At 55.8% G+C, this 20481-nt stretch carries 19 protein-coding genes; 6 read left to right on the top strand and 13 right to left on the bottom strand.

All coding sequences use genetic code 11. The annotated features are described in order from the left end of the window. Positions 1–35: 35 nt before the first annotated feature. The 4 genes from PEH01S_RS14870 to PEH01S_RS14855 all read right to left on the bottom strand — a co-directional run bounded on the left by PEH01S_RS14870 (position 36) and on the right by PEH01S_RS14855 (position 4886). The gene (locus tag PEH01S_RS14870; protein ID WP_025845751.1) at positions 36–1388 is read right to left on the bottom strand and encodes a hypothetical protein; all 1353 of its coding nucleotides are present in this window, start codon (positions 1386–1388) and stop codon (positions 36–38) included. Positions 1389–1494: 106 nt separating this feature from the next. Continuing rightward, the gene (locus tag PEH01S_RS14865) at positions 1495–2697 is read right to left on the bottom strand and encodes a M20 metallopeptidase family protein (RefSeq protein ID WP_127486342.1); all 1203 of its coding nucleotides are present in this window, start codon (positions 2695–2697) and stop codon (positions 1495–1497) included. Between the two features lie 101 nt (positions 2698–2798). Then, entirely contained in the window at positions 2799–3866 is a 1068-nt protein-coding gene (locus tag PEH01S_RS14860) for a dihydrodipicolinate synthase family protein (protein WP_127486340.1), read from the bottom strand. Positions 3867–3869: 3 nt separating this feature from the next. Continuing rightward, positions 3870–4886: an NAD-dependent epimerase/dehydratase family protein gene (locus tag PEH01S_RS14855; RefSeq protein WP_127486338.1), complete on the bottom strand. Its 1017-nt coding sequence runs from the start codon at positions 4884–4886 to the stop codon at positions 3870–3872. Between the two features lie 204 nt (positions 4887–5090). Here PEH01S_RS14855 and PEH01S_RS14850 point away from each other — a divergent pair, with 204 nt between their 5' ends. Beyond that, entirely contained in the window at positions 5091–5732 is a 642-nt protein-coding gene (locus PEH01S_RS14850) for a hypothetical protein (protein ID WP_025845757.1), read from the top strand. 87 nt (positions 5733–5819) lie between these two features. Here PEH01S_RS14850 and PEH01S_RS14845 read toward each other — a convergent pair whose 3' ends face one another. The 3 genes from PEH01S_RS14845 to PEH01S_RS14835 form a co-directional block, all read right to left on the bottom strand. Continuing rightward, the gene (locus PEH01S_RS14845; protein WP_127486336.1) at positions 5820–6278 is read right to left on the bottom strand and encodes a hypothetical protein; all 459 of its coding nucleotides are present in this window, start codon (positions 6276–6278) and stop codon (positions 5820–5822) included. 309 nt (positions 6279–6587) lie between these two features. Next, on the bottom strand, positions 6588–7388 hold the full coding sequence (locus PEH01S_RS14840) for a putative protein N(5)-glutamine methyltransferase (RefSeq protein WP_127486334.1): 801 nt from the start codon (positions 7386–7388) through the stop codon (positions 6588–6590). Positions 7389–7684: 296 nt separating this feature from the next. After that, complete coding sequence (locus PEH01S_RS14835; RefSeq protein WP_127486332.1) at positions 7685–8557, bottom strand: MBL fold metallo-hydrolase; 873 nt, start codon at positions 8555–8557, stop codon at positions 7685–7687. Between the two features lie 150 nt (positions 8558–8707). Here PEH01S_RS14835 and PEH01S_RS14830 point away from each other — a divergent pair, with 150 nt between their 5' ends. Continuing rightward, positions 8708–9160: a GNAT family N-acetyltransferase gene (locus PEH01S_RS14830; protein ID WP_127486330.1), complete on the top strand. Its 453-nt coding sequence runs from the start codon at positions 8708–8710 to the stop codon at positions 9158–9160. Between the two features lie 17 nt (positions 9161–9177). Here the strand turns inward: PEH01S_RS14830 and PEH01S_RS14825 are convergent, their stop codons facing one another. Further along, complete coding sequence (locus PEH01S_RS14825; protein WP_127486328.1) at positions 9178–10497, bottom strand: Na+/H+ antiporter NhaC family protein; 1320 nt, start codon at positions 10495–10497, stop codon at positions 9178–9180. 154 nt (positions 10498–10651) lie between these two features. Between PEH01S_RS14825 and PEH01S_RS14820 the strand changes: the two genes are divergently transcribed. Continuing rightward, complete coding sequence (locus tag PEH01S_RS14820; protein WP_025845768.1) at positions 10652–11884, top strand: PucR family transcriptional regulator; 1233 nt, start codon at positions 10652–10654, stop codon at positions 11882–11884. A 19-nt stretch (positions 11885–11903) separates the two neighbouring features. On the opposite strand, the gene PEH01S_RS14815 is transcribed toward PEH01S_RS14820, so the two are convergent. Continuing rightward, complete coding sequence (locus PEH01S_RS14815) at positions 11904–13316, bottom strand: amino acid permease (RefSeq protein ID WP_025845769.1); 1413 nt, start codon at positions 13314–13316, stop codon at positions 11904–11906. Positions 13317–13768: 452 nt separating this feature from the next. On the opposite strand from PEH01S_RS14815, the gene ald reads away from it, so the two are divergent. Beyond that, positions 13769–14902: an alanine dehydrogenase gene (gene ald, locus PEH01S_RS14810; RefSeq protein WP_025845770.1), complete on the top strand. Its 1134-nt coding sequence runs from the start codon at positions 13769–13771 to the stop codon at positions 14900–14902. A 69-nt stretch (positions 14903–14971) separates the two neighbouring features. Then, positions 14972–16216 carry an alanine racemase gene (alr, locus tag PEH01S_RS14805; protein ID WP_127486326.1) on the top strand — a complete coding sequence of 415 codons (1245 nt, stop codon included), beginning with the start codon at positions 14972–14974 and terminating at the stop codon, positions 16214–16216. Positions 16217–16303: 87 nt separating this feature from the next. Here the strand turns inward: alr and PEH01S_RS14800 are convergent, their stop codons facing one another. The 3 genes from PEH01S_RS14800 to PEH01S_RS14790 form a co-directional block, all read right to left on the bottom strand. Then, positions 16304–16702 carry a hypothetical protein gene (locus PEH01S_RS14800; RefSeq protein ID WP_025845774.1) on the bottom strand — a complete coding sequence of 133 codons (399 nt, stop codon included), beginning with the start codon at positions 16700–16702 and terminating at the stop codon, positions 16304–16306. Positions 16703–16923: 221 nt separating this feature from the next. Next, positions 16924–18126, bottom strand: a complete 1203-nt coding sequence (locus PEH01S_RS14795; protein WP_127486323.1) for an MFS transporter — start codon at positions 18124–18126, stop codon at positions 16924–16926. An 18-nt stretch (positions 18127–18144) separates the two neighbouring features. Further along, positions 18145–19314 carry an iron-containing alcohol dehydrogenase gene (locus PEH01S_RS14790; protein ID WP_025845778.1) on the bottom strand — a complete coding sequence of 390 codons (1170 nt, stop codon included), beginning with the start codon at positions 19312–19314 and terminating at the stop codon, positions 18145–18147. Between the two features lie 194 nt (positions 19315–19508). Between PEH01S_RS14790 and PEH01S_RS14785 the strand changes: the two genes are divergently transcribed. Further along, on the top strand, positions 19509–19844 hold the full coding sequence (locus PEH01S_RS14785) for a hypothetical protein (protein ID WP_025845780.1): 336 nt from the start codon (positions 19509–19511) through the stop codon (positions 19842–19844). Positions 19845–19971: 127 nt separating this feature from the next. Here PEH01S_RS14785 and PEH01S_RS14780 read toward each other — a convergent pair whose 3' ends face one another. After that, on the bottom strand, positions 19972–20364 hold the full coding sequence (locus tag PEH01S_RS14780; RefSeq protein WP_127486321.1) for a hypothetical protein: 393 nt from the start codon (positions 20362–20364) through the stop codon (positions 19972–19974). Positions 20365–20481 lie beyond the last annotated feature (117 nt).

Below are 20481 nucleotides of genomic sequence, written 5' to 3'. Positions count from 1 at the left end.
CTCAGCTAAGTCCGATATAAACGACAAGCATGCTTTTAACGGCGCAGCAGGTCGTCCAGGAAGGAAAACCGGTAAATCTGCTTCGGCCTCCCTTTCGCTCTGCCCCGTTCCTCTCCGGCCACCTCGACCAGTCCCGCGTCCATCCACTGCGTCAGCAGCCGGTGGGTGCTTCGGACGGTCACGCCGAGAACCGACGCCAGCTCGTGAACGTTGTAGTCCATCTTGCCCGTACGGGTGAGCTGGGCGACCACTCGGCTCAAATACGTCTGGGTCAAGCCCGCTTCCTCCGCCTTCCGGATCAAGGCGGCGTCCAGCAGCGATAACCCGGCGTTGAGCGGCTCGGCCATTTCCAGCGGGCCGATGACGCTCTCGTCTTCGCGGACAATGAAGCAGATGCTGCCGCCTGCGTCCTTGGCCCGGCGAAGCGCCATCCGGGCATGCGAGCCCGCCTCGTGGGCGGACCGTCCAAAGCCGATGCCGATGCTGAGCGAAAGGGCGAAGGTGTCCTGAGCCATTTTGGCCAGCGGGATATATTTGTACCCGCCCGTATGGCGCTCGAACGTCCCTCGCGTCGTGACGAACAAATATTCGTCTCCGCCCAGCGGGGTCAAGTGCCCTTCAAGCGTTTCGGCATACTCGAGCATCATCCGGTGAATGTCCAGCTTCAGCCGCTGCACGTCATGCTCCGACTTGCGAAGATCGGCCGCTTTGCGGAACCCGTCCACGTCGATCAGGCCCACCACAATTTGCGATTCCTTGCTGCGGCGGGATTCCGTCGACAACAGCGCCCGCTCCAGTGCGACGATGATATCCTGCTCGGTCGGCAGCACCCATTCGTTCGGAACGCCGAGCTCGCTAAGCTTCACCGATACGGAACGGAGCGCGGTCAAGGCAATCGCCGTGTTCCCTCCAGCATATTGCTCCGCATGAAAACGAACAATCGCTTCCGTATCCGCAGGATCGACGCCCGGATAGAACGTCAGATCCGGTAGCGACTGACCCAGCTCGCGGAACGTTTTCACGAACGGCTGACGGGTCAGCGTATCGACCGACATGGCGCCGAGCCGTCCCATCCGCTCCGCCCGAAACAGTGACCGGTACAATCCCGAGCCGTTCAGCGGAACGAAATGAGCGGGTATGCGCAGCTGGACGCGGTCGTGGCATACCTGGTATGGAAGCGGTCCCGAATATAAGATCACTTCGACGCGGTCCATCAGGTCCCGGGTCCATTGGACCGCTTCCTCCAGATTCGCATACGCCCCGGTGACGGGGACGAAGGACGGAAACGATTTCATCGCCTGCAGCATGACGGGAATCATCGGCTCCGGACCGATCAGCGCGATCGGAATCCCTTTTTCTACGGCGGACGGACGATAAGTCCCGAACATGGCAACACCGCCTTCCCCATGCTTGTGTTCAATCTATCTCCATTATACCTGACAGGAGGAATCTGCCAATTGCAAAAAGGTGACGTTTTCAATGCAGCCTTCTTTCCTATGCCGGCCTTGCCGCCAGACGCTCCAAGGCTATGGCGGCGAGCGCCGCCGCCCCGACCGGGAGACACGCTTCATTAAGCGTATATCGGGGATGGTGCAGCCCGTAAGCCTGCTCTGCTCCCGTTTCGGGACCTGAGCCGAGCCAAAAAAAGCAGCCCGGTACCTGCTGCAAATAGACGGAAAAGTCCTCGCCCGCCATCGTCGGCTCCGCCTGTACGCGCCGTTCGCGCCCCAGAAGCCTGTCCATGGCTCTCTCGGCGCGGGCCAGGCAATCGTCGTGATTGACAAGCACCGGGGTCTGCGGAATGCAACGAAGCTCCGCCCGGCACCGGTAGCCTTCGGCAATCCGCGTCACGAGCCGTTCCAGCCGCTCCGGCATGCCTCTCTGCACGTCCGGCGCAAACGTCCGCACCGTTCCAGTCAGACGAGCCCTGTGCGGAATGACGTTGTTCGCTTCTCCGGCCTGCAGGCTGCCGATGGTCACAACGGCGGGGGCGAACGGCGAAAGCTCGCGGCTTACGGCGGTTTGCAGCGATAGAACGACGGCCGAAGCCGCCACGATCGGATCGATGCATTGGTCCGGGATGGCCCCGTGCCCGCCTTTTCCCTCGATGTCGATCTCGATACGGTCGACAGAGCCCATAAGCGCCCCGGCGCGGGTCGCTATCCTGCCCGCCGCAAGCGTCGGTAAATTGTGCAGCCCGTAAATTTCCGAGACGCCGTCCAGCACGCCGTCCGCGATCATCGCTTTGGCGCCTGCGTTGATCTCCTCCGCCGCTTGGAACAGGAACCGCACGCTGCCGTTCAATCGTTCCCGGCGCTCCGCGAGCAGCCGGGCCGCGCCGAGCAGCATCGCCGTATGCCCGTCGTGGCCGCAGGCGTGCATGACACCCGGGCGGCGCGAGGCGAACGGCAGGCCGGTCTCTTCCGTCACCGGCAGCGCATCCATATCGGCGCGCAGCGCAATGACGGGCCCGGGTCCGCGGCCGTGAAGCTCGGCCGTCACGCCGTAGCCGCCGACGCCGGTCCGCACCTCAAGCCCGAGCCCGGTCAACTGCTCCGCGACCTTGCGGGACGTTTCCCGCTCGTCGAGACTCAGCTCGGGCTCGGCGTGCAGGTCGCGGCGAAACGCAACCAGCGAGTCCGCAAGCCGGTCTGCGGCCGCCAGCAGTTCTTGGCCTTCCTCCATGCTCGGATTCATTCGTTCACCCCCTTTTCCTGGAAAATACGTTTTTGGAAATGCATCGTGCGCATCTCCTTCCAAGCTTCGCCCGCGGCTCCGGCTTAGCTTACTCAACTTACTCAAGCCATCCAGGACGCCACATGCTCGCGGACGAACGCATCGTCGTTCAATTCCGGATAGTCCCGGTACACGCGGTCGATCTCCTCAGCCTGTCCCGGGGACAGCGTTTCGTGAGGGTTCAAGCACCAGACGCCTTGCATCAGCCCTTGACGGCGGAGCACTTCGTGAATGCCCGGGATGCAGCCGGCAAACCCGTGCGCCGGATCGAAAAACGCCGCGTTCGCATCGGTCACCGTCACGTTCCGGGTCAGCCACTCGCTGCCGATCGTACCCGATTGCCGCACTTGCTTGATCTCTTCAAGCAGTTCGACGGCTTTGCGCGTCCAAACCGCCCAATGTCCGAGCAGCCCGCCGACAATCCGCTTTTCCACGGGCTTGCCGTCGACCATAAAGCGGTATACGGTCAGCAGATCGTTCACGATGTTATCGTCGTTGCCGGTGTACAGCGCAATCTCGTCGCGCCGCGGCGAATAGCAGACAGCCCGCGCCACGTCGATCGTTTGGTACCGGTTGAACGGCGCCATTTTGATCGCCACGATGCCGGGGATGGTGGCGAACTCCTTCCAAAAGTCGAAGCTGAATACCTTCCCGCCGACCGAAGGCTGCAAATAAAAGCCGACAACCGGCATCTTTTCGGCGATCCGCGCCGTGCGTTCGAGGATTTGCGCCTCGCTTAAGCTTTGCAGCCCGCCCATGCTTAACAGCCCTGCGTCATACCCGAGTCCGATCGCCGTCTCCGCTTCGTTCAGCGCCTGCTCGGTCGGGCCGCAAATGCCGGCGATTTTCAGGAACGGACGCGCGATATTGGCCCGGTCGACCTCCTCGGAAGCCATCCGCAGCACCTTCTCGAACAAGTTGAACTGCGGATCGCGAATTTCAAATTGCGTCGAATGCACGCCCACCGCGACGCCTCCGGCGCCGGAGGCTATATAATAGCGGGTTAAAGCGCGCTGGCTGCGCTCGTCGAGCCGACGCTGTTCGTCCAGCGCAAGCGGGTGAGCCGGTATGACCAGCCCTTCATGAAGCGCCCGGAGTTGCTCCGGCGTCAATTGTTTTCTGCCGTCCATACGTTAAAACTTCCCCTCCCTTTCCTGAAAATGCGTCGGCTTGTTGATCGTTTTGCCTTCGTGCAGCACCCAGTCGGCCACCCAATCGATCATTTGCAAAAGCGACACCCGCGGATACCCGAACAGCTGCATGCATTTCGACGCATTGCTGAGGAGCGCCGTGTCCGCCTCTTGGCCGGTGAACACCGCTTCCGTCCCGAGCCGCTTCGCGAGCTCCGCGGCCGCATACCGGATCGATACCGTCTCCGGACCGGTCACGTTCAGCACCTCCGCCCCTTGCTTGCAGCGCAGCAGCGAACGAAGCGCAATTTCGTTGGCGTCGCCCTGCCAGATGCAGTTGAAATGCCCCATCGACACGTCGATCGGCCGGCCTTCCTTTACCGATTTTGCAATTTCCAGCAGCACCCCGTACCGCAGATCGATCGCATAATTGAGACGGTAGATCAAAACCGGCGTTCCGTATTGATGGGAAAAATGCTCGAACACCCGCTCCCGCCCGAGACACGACTGTCCGTACTCGCCGACCGGCGACGGAGCTGTCGATTCGGCCGCTCCCCCCTGTATGACAGGAGTCAACGGGTAGACGTTGCCGGTGGAGAATACGACGATCCGGGAATTGCGGAACTTCTCCGCCACGCGGCCCGGCAAATAAGCGTTCATCGCCCATGTAAAATATTCTCTGCCGGTGGTGCCGAATTTCGTACCGGCCATATAGACGACATTTTTCACGTCAGGCAGCTTTTGCAGCTGCTCATCGTTCAGCAGATCACACGCAATCGTTTCGACGCCGAAGCTCTCCAGCTCTTCCTTCAGCCCTTGCTCGGAAAATCTCGACACGCCGTAAACTTTACGCTCGACCCCCGATTCCCGGATCGCGTTGATCGCCAGCTTCGCGAGACTCGGTCCCATTTTGCCACCCACCCCAAGCAGCATGATGTCTCCCTCCAGCGACTTCATCTCCTGCACCAAGGCAGGCGACGGCTCGGCGAGCTTGTGCTCCAGTTCCTCCACAGTTCTCATCGTACAAGACAGCTCCCTTCTTCACGATTGATAACGATTTCAATATCATCATAGCGCTACCGGATATTTAGAGACAAATCTTTAAATTGTCTTTAATTCAAGCCGGCAAGCGACTTGCTGCACAATTGGTACAAATAACCAAATCGTGGTATATTGGTGCTGGAACGTTCCGTTTTCAAGTACATTTTTGGAGGTCTTATCTTTATGAAAATAAAAGTAATGCTCGCCTGTTTGTTTGCGCTTGCCTTTGCGGCCGGGATCTGGCATGACACACCGAAGAGGCAGCCTGCGAAGCCGGCGAATACAAGCCCGAATGCCAATGCTTCTCCGACTGAAAAAGCAAATACGATAAGCTATATTCCAATGACGGATGGCGAATATACGTCGATCCAAAGCGCAGCAGGTACGGACAATTTATTTATTTATCAGTTTCAAACGGATGACGAGAGTATGACCCAGATCGATTGCTGGGTGGAGCATTACGTGAACGGAGCGTTTAAGGAAACTATGGCATCGATGGGGACAAGTATCAGGCCCAAGCGTGAGAATAAGCTGTACTGGAGCCTGACCAACGTAAACGATAAGGAGCAAATGTGGATTGTTTCGGTGCGGGACGGAGGCAGCTTCTCTTCCAGTAAGGGTTCCATACCTAAAGAAGCCTATATTTCCTCCATGTCGGGCTCGATCATTGGCAGTCAAGAGATGATCGTACCGGACGAGCCCATGACCTTAAGCGCGATCATACGAAAGAAGGAGCAGGGCGTGATGATATTCAAACCAGACCCTGAACAATTAATCAAAACATACGACGAGGTTTATCTGTTGAAATGCCGTTTTAAAGCTTAATTTCGGGTTGGATATCCCCCCAAGCCCGAGCCGCGCTCTTCCGTTTGCAGAAATTGCGCCTCGGGCAATCCGTACGGTATATCATTGTCAGGCATCACAGTCCCCTTCCTCTTCAAGCTTCGGCTCTCGGAATGCGCCATAGCTTTCCAAGTATTCGAAGAACGCCTCCTCCGCATTTCCTTCCAACAGGTTCAGGAACGCATACGAAATCATATCGATCCACTCCTCCAAGCGGCACACTTCTTCGTCCGAGATCAACCGGTTGGAACGGAGCATGCCGTCCGGATGAACGCCCCAAGCCCGGCTTAAGTGGCACATCCCCCACACGGCGGTGACAATATCCCGATCCAGATGCGGGGCGTCCGGTCCAAGCTTCTTTTGCAGGATGTACAGAGCATACATGACCTCATGCAAATTCTCTTCCATCAAGCCGCGGTACGGGCGCAGCGACATCAGAAATCCGGTTTGACCTTTCGGATGGTCGATCGCCTCATCAATTGAGAAACTGTGCAGCATCAGCAGCCGCTTTGCCTCTTCTTCCGTCATGGTTTCCCCCCCCACTCTTCCTGTTGTCAGCGAACCAATTACATAACTTCTTCGTGGAAAGACATAATTCCTTGTAAGACACTCGATGATCATAGCATTCTTCCGGTTAAAGCCAAAAAGACAGCGGCCTAAGGCGAACTCATGGTCCTGAATAAGAAAACTATATCATATCGAGGGTGCCGTATTGACCAAGCTGCTCCTGAATGAAGGACATCGATTCGAGATAGTTGAGCAGGCTGCCAATGATTCCCGGCAGCCTGCTCGTCATACTGCTATCGACTTCGTTAGTGAAGCAACTTTCTTCTTAACTTAGTCTTGGTCTGTTCGGATTCCAATGATAACGTTAGCGTCCTGTTCTTCGGAACGAACCCATTTTGGAATTAATCCGTATTGAGCAAAGAGTTCGGCAGTCAACGGCGCCTGCTTCTCGCTAGTTTCGACTAGCAGAAAGCCTCCCTTTGTAAGCCAGTGAGGAGCTTCAGCTACTATTCTTCGTTGGACGTCAAGTCCATCAACTCCTCCATCAAGCGCAATCCTTGCCTCGTGGACGCGGGCTTCCGTTGGCATGAATTTTATGGCCTCGGTAGGTACGTATGGGGCATTGGCTATAATAACATTGACGCGGTTATAATGTTGAACAGGTATTGGATCGTATAGATCCCCTTCATACACAAAGCCCTTGCCTAACTGAATATTACGACGGGCGCATTGTACTGCAGCAGGGTCGATATCAACCGCGTGCAATTCGATACACTCCATCGAAGCGACAAGCGCCGCGCCCACAGCCCCAGAACCACAGCACAGGTCAACGACTACGTCTCCTGGTCGTGTGAGCGCCACGGCCTGTCGCACTAAAAACTCGGTTCGTTGTCGGGGTACGAAAATTCCGGGATCCAACTCAATCCGCAAACCACAGAAATCCGCCCATCCGATAATGTGCTCAAGGGGAAAACCAGCAACTCTGCGATCCGCCAGTTCGGCTAGTTCGGCAGTATTCTTTGAAGAAGACATAAGCAACCGGGCCTCATCCTCAGCAAAAACACAACCGGCCGCACGAAGCTTTCTAACGATCGTTTTCCATATGGCACTTCCATCTTCGCGATAATCCACATCTCATCCTACTTTGTATAGATTTTTGTATCAACACCAGTCTACAAGTTATCGCTGTTTCTCAAAATGTAGAATTCTCTTATATTTAAACTATCCTGCACGGCAGCTTAACGATATGTCAGTCCGAAAAAAATAAATAAACCCATCACCCTAGTTTGGAAGTTAATAAATTCCAATTTGCAAGGGAATGGGCTCTCTTGATCCTAAATAAGGCAGTGTAAGACCTATTGCTTTTCTCTTTGCCGTTCCTTTATCTGAGGACGGTTCAATGCGATCTTTGCAGCTATATGTGTACGCTAATGCGTACGGTCGACATAGCGTCCGTAATCCGGAACCGCCAGATGGTCGAATTGTCCGGCCAGCTTGGCGAGCCCTTGGGCAAGCTCGTCGCCGAAGACCGGCACCCCGTGCCCCGTTACGGCGGCCGCGGGCTTCAACGCCTCCAGTCTCTGCACGGATTCCTTGGCCGCCTTCCAATCTGTCGTAAAATAGCGGGGCGGGCCACAAATCTCTTCATATTGCAAAACAACCTTAAACAAGGAATCCTGCCGTACCGTGACGAAAGCGTCGCCGGCGATCAGCGTGCGGTCGTCCTCCCGGAACAGCGACACATGGCCCGGCGAATGACCTGGCGTAGATATCCAACGCCACTCCGGCAGTCCCGGAACGGTGCCGTCGGAGGGAAGCGCCCGGACATGCTTGCCCAAATTGACCGGCTCGTTTGGAAATAAGGGGGACAGCTTGGCGAGCAGCCCCCCTTCAACGGACGCGTCGGGGTCCGGGTAGCTTTGCCGCCCGGTTACATACGGCAGCTCCAGCTCGTGGGCGTATACCGGTACCTCCCAGGCCTCCGCCAGCTCGACAGCGGCGCCCACATGGTCGAAATGACCGTGAGTCAGCACGATCGCCTTCGGTTTGCTGTGTTCTCCGAATTGCTCCCGAACGGCTTGTTGGATCGTCCCGGCCGACTCCGGCATTCCCGCATCAACGAGGACCCATCCGTCGACCGGTTCGCGGTTCCCGATGAAGCATACGTTAACCACTTGAATTGTCAAGCAAGAGACCCGCTCCGCCACCGTCTGCAATGCTCCGCTGTTGACGGAAGTGATCGGAATATACCGGTGCTCCAATGTATTTTCCATTTTTCGATCCGTATTCGGTCCCGTCATAAGTTCTCCTTTTGCCTCATGAGCCATGTTTATTGGTTAGTATGCGGATGCTTTCAACCAATTATGAGCAAAAAGAAGGAACCGGGCAGAAGCTTACCGAATTGTTTATGTGAAGAAACTGCTATTTTTTAACTTTCTAGGAGTGATCGTATGGAAATTGTAAAACTGGCATCCCATGAACAGCCTCCAATGGATTTGCTGTTATTAGCCGACCCTTCCCCGAGGCTGGTTGAAGAATATATTGAAAGAGGCCAATGCTATGTCGCCCAAGCGGGGAAATTCATTCTCGGGGTATACGTTCTTCTGCCTACCAGACCCGACACGGTGGAAATCGTCAATATTGCCGTTGACGAGCGCCACCAAGGCCAAGGCATAGGTAAAAAGCTGGTGAACCACGCGATTGAGACCGCGAGACAGCTAGGCTACAAAACGATAGAAATCGGCACCGGCAATTCAAGCATCGGTCAGCTCGCGCTGTATCAGAAATGCGGCTTCCGCATGACCTGGATCGACAGAGACTTTTTCATCCGGCATTATGAGGAGCCGATTTATGAGAACGGAATGCAGGTCATCGATATGGTGCGTCTCTCGCAGGATTTATAAACAAAAAGCCTGATGTCTCAGGCTTGAACGCGGACTTTCGCACGATCCAGATAACCGGAATATAAATAAGTGCAAAGCGGCAGGCTCCACAAAAAAATCGCAAATGGCAAATACTGCTCCACCGGCACTCCGACAAACGTACTGCACAGCACGGCCAGCAAATTCCACGGTACGGCGGCGGCCAGCACGGCGCTCGTATCGGCGATGACGCGCGAAAGGTGCGCAGAGCTGAACCGGCGGCTCCATAGGGGCAAAATGTTGCGGCCGGACATGATAATCGGCAGCGTCTGCGTGCAGGAAATCAGACAAAGGACGAAGCCGAACGCTCCCGTACGCCATGTGGCGGAAGCGAGCGAAGGCAAGTCCCCCATCATCCGCTCGATGTACGCGCCGATCATGTTCGACCGTTCCAGAATGCCGTTGAACGCCCCGGCCAGCACAATAAGCGAGACGAGACTGACCATGCTCAGCAATCCCTTGCCTTCAACAATCGAATGCTCCGCCCCGCTCCACATCGCTTGCAGCCAAGCGGCCGGCCCCACCCCTTTTTGCAGGCTTCCTACAATAATAGCGGCGGCAATGGAGAGCAGAAATCCGTATTTCGTCTTCAGCCGCAGCACGATCGAACCGAGAAGGACGAGAATCGGGATCAGCAGCACGAGCGATTCTCCCAGATCGGAAGGTATGAGGCTGGCCGGCGGCTCTACCGGACTCTTCGCCGTCCGCAGATCAAGCCATCCGTAAAAGGCCAGCGAGACGAGCACGGCAAGCGCCGAGGTCGGAGCCATCGCCCGCCACTGCAGCGGGATGGACGTTTCGGTCGAAGCCGCGATCAACTGATGCGCGCTGGAAAAAGGCGACGTCCGGTCGCCGACAAAGATGCCGGAGACAACAGCCCCGGCGACGTACGGCAGCGGAACGCCCACATGGATCGCCATGCCGATGAGCGGAACGCCGACCGCGCTTAGCGTACCCGTCGAGGTCCCGAGAATCATGGATACGGACGCGCAGATCAGAAACGAAAAGGTCAGCGCATACTGCGGCTGCACGACGGCAAGCGCCCATTGAATCAGCTCGTCCAACGTCCCGCTGATCGCCCAACAAGGCAGAATCATGCCGACAAGCAGAAGAAGCCAGACGACTTCCTTAGTGCGGCGAACCCCTTCCAGGATCCCGGCACCAAGCTCTTTTCCTCCAATTCCGCTGCGGAGCGAAATCAAAATAAGAGCCAGCAGCCCTGCCGAAAAGCCGAACACGACCGGAATTTGCGCCATATAGGCCGCAGCGATGCCAAGCACGGTAATTCCTACAATGATTACAAGCTGACGAAGCGACATAGTAAATCCCTTTCCATGAGAATAGGTGTTCGTCCATTATATCACGATGCAGTTAAATTTTGATCCCCTCCGGGGGATTCCCATGACAAAAAAATTTGTTTATAGTTAAAATGGTACCGCTGCCACCCGAAACTTTAAAAAGGAGAAATGAAGCATGACCGCCGAAAAAGGGCCCTTCGATCAGCATTTCGACAGTCTGGAAACGTTAGCCGAAACCATCAGCGAGGTGCTTCGCTGCCCGGTTACGATTGAAGACGCCAACCATCGGCTTGTCGCCTATAGCGCGCACGACCGGCAGACGGACGAAGCCCGCATCGCGACCATTATCGGCCGGCGGGTGCCCGAGAAGGTTGTGCAAAGCTTATGGAGGCAAGGGGTTATTCCGCAGCTCATGAAGTCCGACGAACCGGTCCGGATCGCTTCCATTACGGATATCGGTCTCGGGGACCGCGTTGCCGTCGCCATTCGCAAAGATGAGGAAGTTCTCGGATATATATGGGCGCTTGAGGTAGAGCAGCCCATCGACGATAACGGCATGCAGCAATTAAAAAAGGCCGCGCAAACGGCCAAACAAAAGCTGCTGCAGATTCAAACGCGCAAACGCAAGCAGGAGGAAGGCTATCAGGAGTTTTTCTGGCAGCTGCTTACGGGGCACCTGACTACCGAAGCGGCGGTCCGGGACAAAGCGGCTCAAATCCATTTGACGCTGCCCCCCGCTTTTTACGTCATGGTGTTCGAATTTCCCGAATCGATCGATGATCATCGGCTCCAGCAAATCCGCTATTTGATGTCGGTGACGCAGCGCATCTCCGTCGTATGCCATGCGGCGGATCACCACCACTTCATCCTGCTCGCTTCCCCTTCCGAATCGACGTCCTGGAAAGAGCATGCCAGCAGCTTTATCAATCATTTTGCCAAGCAGATGCAGGATCGGTTTCGCGTATCCGCGATGGCCGCAGCCTGCGGCTCTCTGTACGAAGAATACGGCAAGGTCGAGACGAGCTACCGCGAAGCGCTCACGCTGTTGCGGCTGAAGAAGCTGTTCCCGAATCAAACGAAAATTCACCACTACGAAGATCTGGGCTTTTACCGGTTTCTGCCCCCTATTTATGAATACAAGCAGTCCCACCGGATGGTGAACCGCCACTTGCAGCGGCTTAAAGAGTATGACCGCGACCATCATACGAATCTGCTGGATACGCTGGAGACGTTTCTGACGCACGACAGCAACGCCAAGGAGGCCGCTGCCGCGCTTCATATCCACACCAATACGATGAACTACCGCTTGTCCCGGATTGCCGAAATCGGCGAGATCGACTTAAAAAGCATGGATCAGAAGGTTGCGCTTTACATTGATCTAAAGACCAATAAGCTCATGTCCTCCTGATCCATTCGTATCCCTTTGACTATACCTGTGTGGCACCGTCGTCTACGCGTCTCTCCATGCCGTTCGATCCGGCCGGAGAGGCGCTTTTTTTCTTTTTCACGAAATAAACCACGAGCAGGATCGCATACCAGATCGGACCGACCACCAGCGCAATCCGGGTATCCGGGGTGTAAGCCATAATCCCAACCACGAACACAAGGAATGCGAGAACGACGTAAGAGCTGTAAGGCGCAAACGGCATTTTGTAGATCAATTTGGAGGCTTGATCGGCCGAAAGCTTCTTGCGGAAGCGGATTTGCGAGATCAATATGACAGCCCACACCCAAATGACAGCAAACGTAGCGATACTGGTCACCATGGTGAACGCTTTTTCCGGAACGATGTAGTTGAGCACGACGCCGATCAGCAGGAAGAAAGCAGAGACAATAATCGCGCGGGACGGTACGCCCGAACGGGACAGCTTCTCGAAGCTTGCGGGCGCCTCCCCTTGCTGCGCCAAATTGTACAGCATGCGGCCGTTGCTGAAAATGCCGCTGTTGCAGGACGAAAGCGCGGCGGTCAGCACGACGAAGTTGATGATGCCGGCGGCGTAAGGAATGCCCAGCTTCTCGAAGGTCATGACGAACGGGCTGCCTTTGAGACCGATTTCCGTCCACGGATAAATCGACATGATGACGAACAGCGCGCCGACATAGAAAATGAGAATGCGCCAGAATACGTTGTCAATCGCCCGTGTGAGCGCTTTCGCTGGGTCTTTGACTTCCCCCGCCGTTACTCCGATCATCTCGATTCCAAGATAAGCGAACATGATCATTTGCATCGCAAGCAGCACACCCGACCAGCCATTTGCAAAGAAACCTCCGTGGCTCCACAAGTTGCTGATTCCGACCGCGACGCCCCCGTTCCCCAGACCGAATACGATCATGCCGACGCCGACCACGATCATGAAGATGATGGTGATGATTTTAATGAGCGCAAACCAAAATTCCAGCTCGCCGTACGCTCGGACGGCAATCAGGTTGACCAGACTCATGATGACCAGCGCGGCCAATGCCCAAATCCATCTCGGAATGCCCGGGAACCAGTACTCCATATAAATCCCGACGGCGGTAATTTCGGCCATGCACGTCACGACCCAGATAAACCAATAGTTCCATCCGGTCAAGAAGCCGAACACAGGGCTCATGTAGTCTCGAGCGTAACGGCTGAACGAGCCCGCCACCGGCTTCTGAACGGCCATCTCCCCCAGTGCCCGCATGATGAAGAACATCGCAAGCCCGCCGATCATGTATCCGATCAGAATCGCAGGACCGGCCACCTTGATTGCCGATGCGGAGCCCAAAAACAAGCCGACGCCGATTGCTGCGCCAAGCGACATTAATGTAATGTGCTTTTGCTCCAGTCCCCGTTTCAATTCATTGTTGTTTTTCACAAAAAATCTCCTCCGATAGTTAGTTTCCAGGCTTATACGTGCATAACTTCTTGCCTTTAAGGATAGAGACTTGCTTCTGTCTGTTGCTTCCCTCCTTATGAATCTGCCGCAAGCCGATTCGCCCCGGCGAAAACGACTGTGCTTACTATTTTACCAAAAACTTGCACGCGGCACACGGTATGCGCTTACATTCGCTTTTGTGACGAATTGATGTCTAAATCGTAGCACACTCGTTCCCGTCTGCATTTGTCTTGTTACTCAAAAATGATTGCGCCGATTTGTTACTTTGCACAAACGTGCCCGTCCCACCTGCGAAAACGCTTACGTTTTGTGAAAAAACACAAACGCATCCAATTCTTTTCAGCTCGTTTCACGAAGAAAACCGCCGGATTTGTTCGATATACTCAGCTTACCGAAACGATCCAACCACATTATCGAGGGAGATGGCAATAATGATTATCGGCGTACCCAAAGAAATTAAAAACAATGAAAACCGCGTAGCCATTACGCCTGCGGGCGTATCCACCGTTGTACAGGCGGGCCATAGCGTGTATATTGAAAAAGGAGCAGGCCTTGGCAGCGGCTTCACGGACGAGCAATATGCAGCAGCCGGAGCCCTGATGGCCGATGCCGCACAAGAGGTTTGGGAAAAATCCCAAATGATCATGAAGGTCAAAGAACCTCTTGCTTCCGAATACGGTTATTTCCGGGAAGGCTTGATCTTGTTCACCTACCTGCACTTGGCCGCCGATGCGGAATTGGCCGCGGCCTTGACGAAATCAGGTGTCGTTTCCATTGCTTACGAAACGGTTGAAGTCAACCGTACGCTGCCGCTTTTGACTCCGATGAGCGAAGTTGCCGGCCGGATGGCGACGCAAATCGGAGCGCAGTTCCTGGAGAAGCCTTATGGCGGAAAAGGCGTGCTGCTTGCGGGCGTCCCCGGAGTACAGCGGGCGAAAGTCACGGTCATCGGCGGCGGCGTAGTCGGCACGAACGCGGCCAAAATCGCTGTCGGCTTAGGCGCGGATGTGACGGTGATCGATTTGAGCGCAGACCGGCTCCGTCAGCTTGACGACCAATTCGGTCCGCAAATTCAGACGCTGATGTCCAATCCTTATAACATTGCCGAAGCGGTCCGTCAATCCGATCTCGTCATCGGAGCGGTGCTCATTCCAGGGGCCAAAGCGCCTAAGCTGGTTAGCGAAGATATGGTGCGCAGCATGTCGCCAGGCTCCGTCGTTGTCGATGTCGCGATCGATCAGGGCGGCATCTTCGCCACGGTTGACCGCATCACGACCCACGATGCGCCTACGTATGTCAAGCACGGCGTGGTCCATTATGCGGTAGCCAATATGCCGGGGGCGGTTCCGAACACCTCCACCATCGCACTGACGAACGTGACGATTCCGTATGCGCTGCAAATCGCAGGAAAAGGCGTGAAGCAAGCGATCGCAGACAGCCCGGCCTTGACCAAAGGTCTCACCACGGCAGGCGGCGCCATCACGTACGAAGCGGTAGCAAAAGATCTGAATTACGATTATGTGCCTGCGCACAAAGCGTTGGAAACGGTATCCAGCCGAAACTAAGCAAAACTCCCCCTACTTTGGGGGAGATTATTATTTATTCCGCAAATCAACACGAAGGAGCAGCACAACATGCACACAAGGAACGATAGCATTGTGGAGCCGCACGAAGAGCTCCCCCGTTCGATTAGGCCCGAGCCGGACGACGCCGATTGGGACGGCAGCTTTAGCCACCGGCCGACGCTGGCCGAAATCTCGCTCGATGCCATCGCATCGAACGCGGCTTACTTCCATTCGCTTGTCCGGCCCGGCTGCCAGTGGATGGCGGTGGTCAAAGCGAACGGGTACGGCCACGGCGCGGTGGAAACCGCCAGGACGGCATTGAGCGCCGGTGCGGACCGCCTCGGGGTCGCTTTTCTGGATGAAGCGCTCCGTCTGCGGTCGGCGGGCATTGCCGCTCCGATCCTTGTGCTCGGCTACACGCCCCCGGAAGCAATCCGGGAGGCCGTTGCGGCCGATGTGACGCTGACGGTGTTTCGCGACGAGGCGCTTGAAGCGGTGATGCGCGAAGCGGAAAGCTTGGGCCGGGCAGCCCGGATTCACCTCAAGATGGAGACCGGGATGAACCGTCTCGGTGTTACGTCGGCAGATGCCGCGCTGCGGCTCGCCCGCCGTGCGAACGAGAGCCCTTATGTGACGCTGGAAGGCGCATTTACGCATTTTGCCAATGCAGATCATCCGAGTCCGGCTTACACGGAGCTGCAATTTGCCCGGTTTCTCGAATTTCGCGGCGCTTTTGAGGAAGCCGGTGTTTCCGTCCCTCTCTGGCATTGCTGCAACACCGCGGCAACGATTGCTTATCCGCATATGCATTTGGACATGGTTCGCGTCGGGATCGGACTGTACGGCTTGAAGCCTTCGGTACGAGGCGTGATCGCAGGCGCTCCCCTTAAGCCGGCCATGCGGCTCAAATCGCAAATCGTATCGCTCAAGGACGTTCCGGCGTTGGAGCCGGTCAGCTACGGCTGCACCTTTGCCTCCGATAAAGATACCAAAATTGCCACGGTGCCGATCGGATACGCAGACGGTATGCCACGGGCGCTCTCCAACAAGGGAACCGCGACGGTACGCGGGCAGTCTGCGCCGATAGCCGGAACGATCTGCATGGATCAGCTGATGCTTGACGTTACCTCTATTCCGGACGCGAAGCTCGGCGACGAGGTTTTGCTTTTTGGTACGCCGGAAGACAAGGTAACCGCCGCCGATGTCGCAAGCCATGCGCATACGATTCATTATGAGATCGTGTGCGGCATCGGCGCCCGGGTTCCCCGGGTTTATGTGCAGGAAGGCCGAACGGTTTCCACACGCTTTATATAAACAGGACGGAACGACAAACGGGCAGGGTTTCCCCTGCCCGTTTCATTGTATTTCCCGGCTCGCGGACGCGGCTGTACCGACTGAGATCTAGGTCAGGCAGAAATCGCTGACCCGTTTTCCGTTAATGATACGAAGCTTTCTGGTTTGCGAGCAAGTCGACACGACTTTGAACACGCACTTCCGTTCGGACAACGGTCTGATGCAGCGATTCTGAACTTTGGCCGCCAGCACGAAATCGGCCAGAGAGGTTGCCGCTACGGTAACCAGTACTTGATCAACCTTCACGATACGCGCTTTGCCGCGGAATACTTTTGGAATGAAGAACGTAATGAGGGGGCTGCTTGTACATGGAGTGCATTGGGAGCTGTAGACGACCTCGAACGTCAGCAGATTTCCTCTTCTGCTTCGGAACCTGAGCCCCGCATTATTTACTTTACAGGGGCACGCCCCCGATTGACCGGTTCTCCGGTTCACCGCCTTGGCCATCCCCTTTCGCCTCGAGCAGCCGCAACCACAAGCCATACAATCACCTCTCCTTAAAGTTGATAGTATTAGTAGATGCGCGGCTTGTGCAAGAAGTGTGGTTTCTCGTCAGGATGCGACAGCCTATTTTATAAAAGGGCGTTGGCGGCAAGCGGCTGGAGTCCCCTACTTGAAACAAGCCGGGTATGAAAAAAACACCGTTTCCGGTGCTTTTTTCATACGCATTATCTGCTGAGCGATGCTTGAGAAGCATCGCTCAGCTGCCGGCGGGGCCTGAACCAGAACAAGGTCAAGCCCACGGCGCTCAACCCGAGTACCCCGGCCAAATAGAAACCGCTCTTGAGTCCCGCCCACTCGTTCAAGCCGCCGGCCAAGAACGGCCCCGCAAACATGCCGATGGCGTAGACCGCCTGATACAGTCCCATTGCCGTAGCCCTCTTTTGTTCCGGAATGTGCTGAATCGAGAGCCCCAGGAGCAGCGGGAAATGCAGCCCCTGGAAAAATCCGTTAACCGCCTGCGTTAGCAGCAGCAGCCCGAAGCCCGGAACCAGCGACGTTGCCGCCGAGCATACGGCGCTGACCGCAAAGCCGAGCAGCACGACGTTCCACGCCCCGAAGCGCGGGGCAAACCGTTTTCCGGTCATAAACGAGCTGACCGCGTGCGGAATCATGAAAGCAAATACAAGCAGCGTCAGCCCGGCTTCGTCCGCCCCTAGCGACAAGGCGTACGAGGGAGTAAATCCGAACATCGTAATAAATAAGACGCTGTGCGCCAAAATGGACAGCGAAGAAACCTTGAGCAGCAGCTTGTCCTTCATCACCGGCGCAAGGTCGGCGAAGCGCATCGCAGCCCGTTCGCCGCTCTCCTTCGGCTCCTTCAACAGGAAAGCAAGCGCCAGACCAGCCAGACCGATAATCGCCCCGGTCCAAAATGCGGCGTTCCACCCACCCCATTTGACCAAGTAGCCGCTCATGCTCATGCCGAAAAGCTGCCCGGCGACAGTAAGCAGGCTGATCGTGCCCATTGCGCGGGTCGCCTGTTCGCCACGGTATAATCCGGCATACATGACGGTAAAAGCTACCCACGTCGAGGCGCCTACCCCCGACAGGACGCGGCCGGCGAACGCCCAGCCAAGCTGCTCGCCCAAGGCGAAGCATAGGCAGCTGGACGCGGTGCAGAGCATGCCGAGCAGAATGAACGGCTTCCGGCTCTTGAAACGGTCGGACGTGATCCCGAGCGGAAGACGCAGCACGATCTGCGTCAGACCGTAGCTGCCGAGCACGATCCCGGCCATGGTGTAAGATGCGCCTAGATGATCGAGGTACGGGGACAGGATCGGAACGTAAACATAGAGCGAGCACCAATAAAGCAAAGTGACCAGCACAAAGATCGTATGGTTGATTCGCTCAGAGGTCGTCGATTTCATGATGAGTCTTCTTCCCTCTTATAAGCTTAGCTGCAGAATAGCCTTCACATCGTCCTCATGCAAGACCTTGAACGATCCGATCGGACCGAACTTGACGGCTTCCTTCGCCATTCGCCCGATTTCGCTGTCCCCGATACCGAGATCGGCCAAACGGGCAGGCGCGCCGATGCGCGTAAAGTAATCCCGCGTCGCCTGAATGCCGGCCAACGCAATTTCTTCGTCGCTTTTGCCTGCCGGATCGATGTTCCACACCCGGACGGCAAACTGCACGAACCGGTCCGGACGGCTAGCGTACACATATTTCATCCAGTTCGGGAACAAAACGGAAAGCCCCGCCGCATGCGCAATATCATAGATTGCGCTCACCTCGTGCTCGATGGCGTGCGTCGCCCAGTCGGTCTGCACGCCGACGCTGATCATGCCGCCGTTCAGCGCATATGTGCCGCACAGCATCAGATTCGCTCGGGCCTCGTATTGCTCCGGCTCGGCGAGTGCCCGTTCGCCGTTCTCGATAATCGTTTGCAGGATCGACTCGCAGAGCCGCTCCTGCAGAGGCGTATCCGGCGTGAGGCTGAAATATTGCTCGAAGACGTGCGACATCATGTCCACGATCCCGTTCACCGTTTGATCCGCAGGCACCGTGTACGTCAGCGTCGGATCCAGGATGGAAAATTTAGGATAAGCATAGATGCTGGCGAACGATTTCTTCCGCTTTTCTTCCCAGTTGGTGATGACGGCGTTGCCGTTCATTTCGGAGCCCGTTGCCGATAAGGTCAGCACTGTGCCGAGCGGCAGCGCTGCCGTAATTTTCGCTTTCCGCATCAGAAAATCCCAGACGTCTCCCTCATACGGGACGCCGACGGCAACGGCCTTGGCTGCGTCGATTACGCTGCCTCCGCCTACGGCCAGGATTAAGTCGACGCCTTCCGCGCGACACAATTCGATTCCCTTGCGCACCGTTGTGACCCGGGGATTCGGCTCGACGCCGGGCAGTTCCACGGTGCGGACACCGGCCCCGGCAAGCTGCGTGAGGACGCGGTCATACAAGCCGGTCTTTTTGATGCTTCCGCCGCCATAAACGAGCAGGACTGTTTTGCTGCCGCAGGCAGCTACTTGCTCGCCCAACTGCTCCAGCTTGCCCGCGCCGAACAGGATTTTGGTCGGATTATGAAAATCAAACGAATTCATCGTCATTCCTCCTTCGATACTCATGCATTCTATATATTATACTAGGTAACGAACCGTAGGACTAGCATACGAAATTCGACATTCTTTTCACAAGAAATGTCCGTTTTTCTACGAGATGTTCCATAAACCCATACATCCCCACTAATTGGTATATGATGCAATAGAAATACAATTTAATTCAGGAGGAACGCCGTATGAAAAAAACATTCGCAGTCTTAAGTCTTACCGCAGCCGTTTTCGCAAGCGCCCTCTCGCCTACGGCGAGCATGGCGGCAACCGAGCCTGCTTCTGCTTCTCCATCGGCAGTAAGCCAAGCATACTATGAAGATCCTTGGTACATGAATAAAGGCGAAGTCAGAGAGTTATACTCTGCTTCGGGGTATACCTACAAAGTCCAGGGAGAAAACGCCATAGTGTACAAAAAGAAAGGCGTATGGTATCTGGAAGGAACCGGACATGGCGATTCTCTGTTGATCCAGCTTAAAAACGGAAAGCCGGTTAAGGAATACGTTATTTATGTGACGGACTAGGCTTTTTAAAAGGCAATACGCTCGGCAAAGCCCGCGGAATTCCGTTTCCGGCGGGTTTTGCAATTTTCGCCGCAAAAAGCCCTGCTGCCAGCATAGCTTTGCAACAGGGCCGGATATGGAAAAGCCGTCAAGTAATGCTCTTAAGGCCGCCGTACTGGGAAATCGCGAGCAGCAAATCGCGCAAAATCGGCAATACGAACTGTACGCCGTCAAGGCGAAATATGCCGCTGCGGTTATGCACCGTCGCTTCTTTCACGTACAAGCGGTAGTGCGGCATTCCGGAGTGCATACTGACGGTTTCGCTTCCGGCGGAGCCGTTTTTTTGGAACGTAATCGGACGGGCACCGGACGGCGGCTCGTACGGCAGGATGCTGATAATATCTTCAAGCTTGATATGATAATTGACATGCGGCTTTTGGAAAACGAGTTCTTTGGTCGAGACCGTTAGTCCGAAATCCCTCTTTTTATGAGAAATTTTCAGATCCCCTTCCAGCTCCTTAATCTTGATAAATTCGTTCATGCTCTTTCCCCCTCCCAGAGCCGTAGGCAGCTGTTCGGCGGATTGCCTCGAACGTTCCGAACCGAACGGAGCTTAGACCTTGAAGCGAGCATACCATAAAAGGCTTCCCCGCGCTAC

This window comes from Paenibacillus ehimensis NBRC 15659 (assembly GCF_004000785.1).
Classification (GTDB): Bacteria; Bacillota; Bacilli; order Paenibacillales; family NBRC-103111; genus Paenibacillus_G; species Paenibacillus_G ehimensis.
The sequence above is the reverse complement of the archived record's forward strand: the minus strand, read 5'-3'. Positions and strand labels throughout refer to the sequence as shown.

Coding starts and splice junctions, on each gene's coding strand:
- PEH01S_RS14870 (WP_025845751.1), bottom strand. CDS start 1,388: ATGTTCGGGACTTATCGTCCGTCCGCCGTAGAAAAAGGGATTCCGATC.
- PEH01S_RS14865 (WP_127486342.1), bottom strand. CDS start 2,697: ATGAATCCGAGCATGGAGGAAGGCCAAGAACTGCTGGCGGCCGCAGAC.
- PEH01S_RS14860 (WP_127486340.1), bottom strand. CDS start 3,866: ATGGACGGCAGAAAACAATTGACGCCGGAGCAACTCCGGGCGCTTCAT.
- PEH01S_RS14855 (WP_127486338.1), bottom strand. CDS start 4,886: ATGAGAACTGTGGAGGAACTGGAGCACAAGCTCGCCGAGCCGTCGCCT.
- PEH01S_RS14850 (WP_025845757.1), top strand. CDS start 5,091: ATGAAAATAAAAGTAATGCTCGCCTGTTTGTTTGCGCTTGCCTTTGCG.
- PEH01S_RS14845 (WP_127486336.1), bottom strand. CDS start 6,278: ATGACGGAAGAAGAGGCAAAGCGGCTGCTGATGCTGCACAGTTTCTCA.
- PEH01S_RS14835 (WP_127486332.1), bottom strand. CDS start 8,557: ATGACGGGACCGAATACGGATCGAAAAATGGAAAATACATTGGAGCAC.
- PEH01S_RS14830 (WP_127486330.1), top strand. CDS start 8,708: ATGGAAATTGTAAAACTGGCATCCCATGAACAGCCTCCAATGGATTTG.
- PEH01S_RS14825 (WP_127486328.1), bottom strand. CDS start 10,497: ATGTCGCTTCGTCAGCTTGTAATCATTGTAGGAATTACCGTGCTTGGC.
- PEH01S_RS14820 (WP_025845768.1), top strand. CDS start 10,652: ATGACCGCCGAAAAAGGGCCCTTCGATCAGCATTTCGACAGTCTGGAA.
- ald (WP_025845770.1), top strand. CDS start 13,769: ATGATTATCGGCGTACCCAAAGAAATTAAAAACAATGAAAACCGCGTA.
- alr (WP_127486326.1), top strand. CDS start 14,972: ATGCACACAAGGAACGATAGCATTGTGGAGCCGCACGAAGAGCTCCCC.
- PEH01S_RS14800 (WP_025845774.1), bottom strand. CDS start 16,702: ATGGCCAAGGCGGTGAACCGGAGAACCGGTCAATCGGGGGCGTGCCCC.
- PEH01S_RS14795 (WP_127486323.1), bottom strand. CDS start 18,126: ATGAAATCGACGACCTCTGAGCGAATCAACCATACGATCTTTGTGCTG.
- PEH01S_RS14790 (WP_025845778.1), bottom strand. CDS start 19,314: ATGAATTCGTTTGATTTTCATAATCCGACCAAAATCCTGTTCGGCGCG.
- PEH01S_RS14785 (WP_025845780.1), top strand. CDS start 19,509: ATGAAAAAAACATTCGCAGTCTTAAGTCTTACCGCAGCCGTTTTCGCA.
- PEH01S_RS14780 (WP_127486321.1), bottom strand. CDS start 20,364: ATGAACGAATTTATCAAGATTAAGGAGCTGGAAGGGGATCTGAAAATT.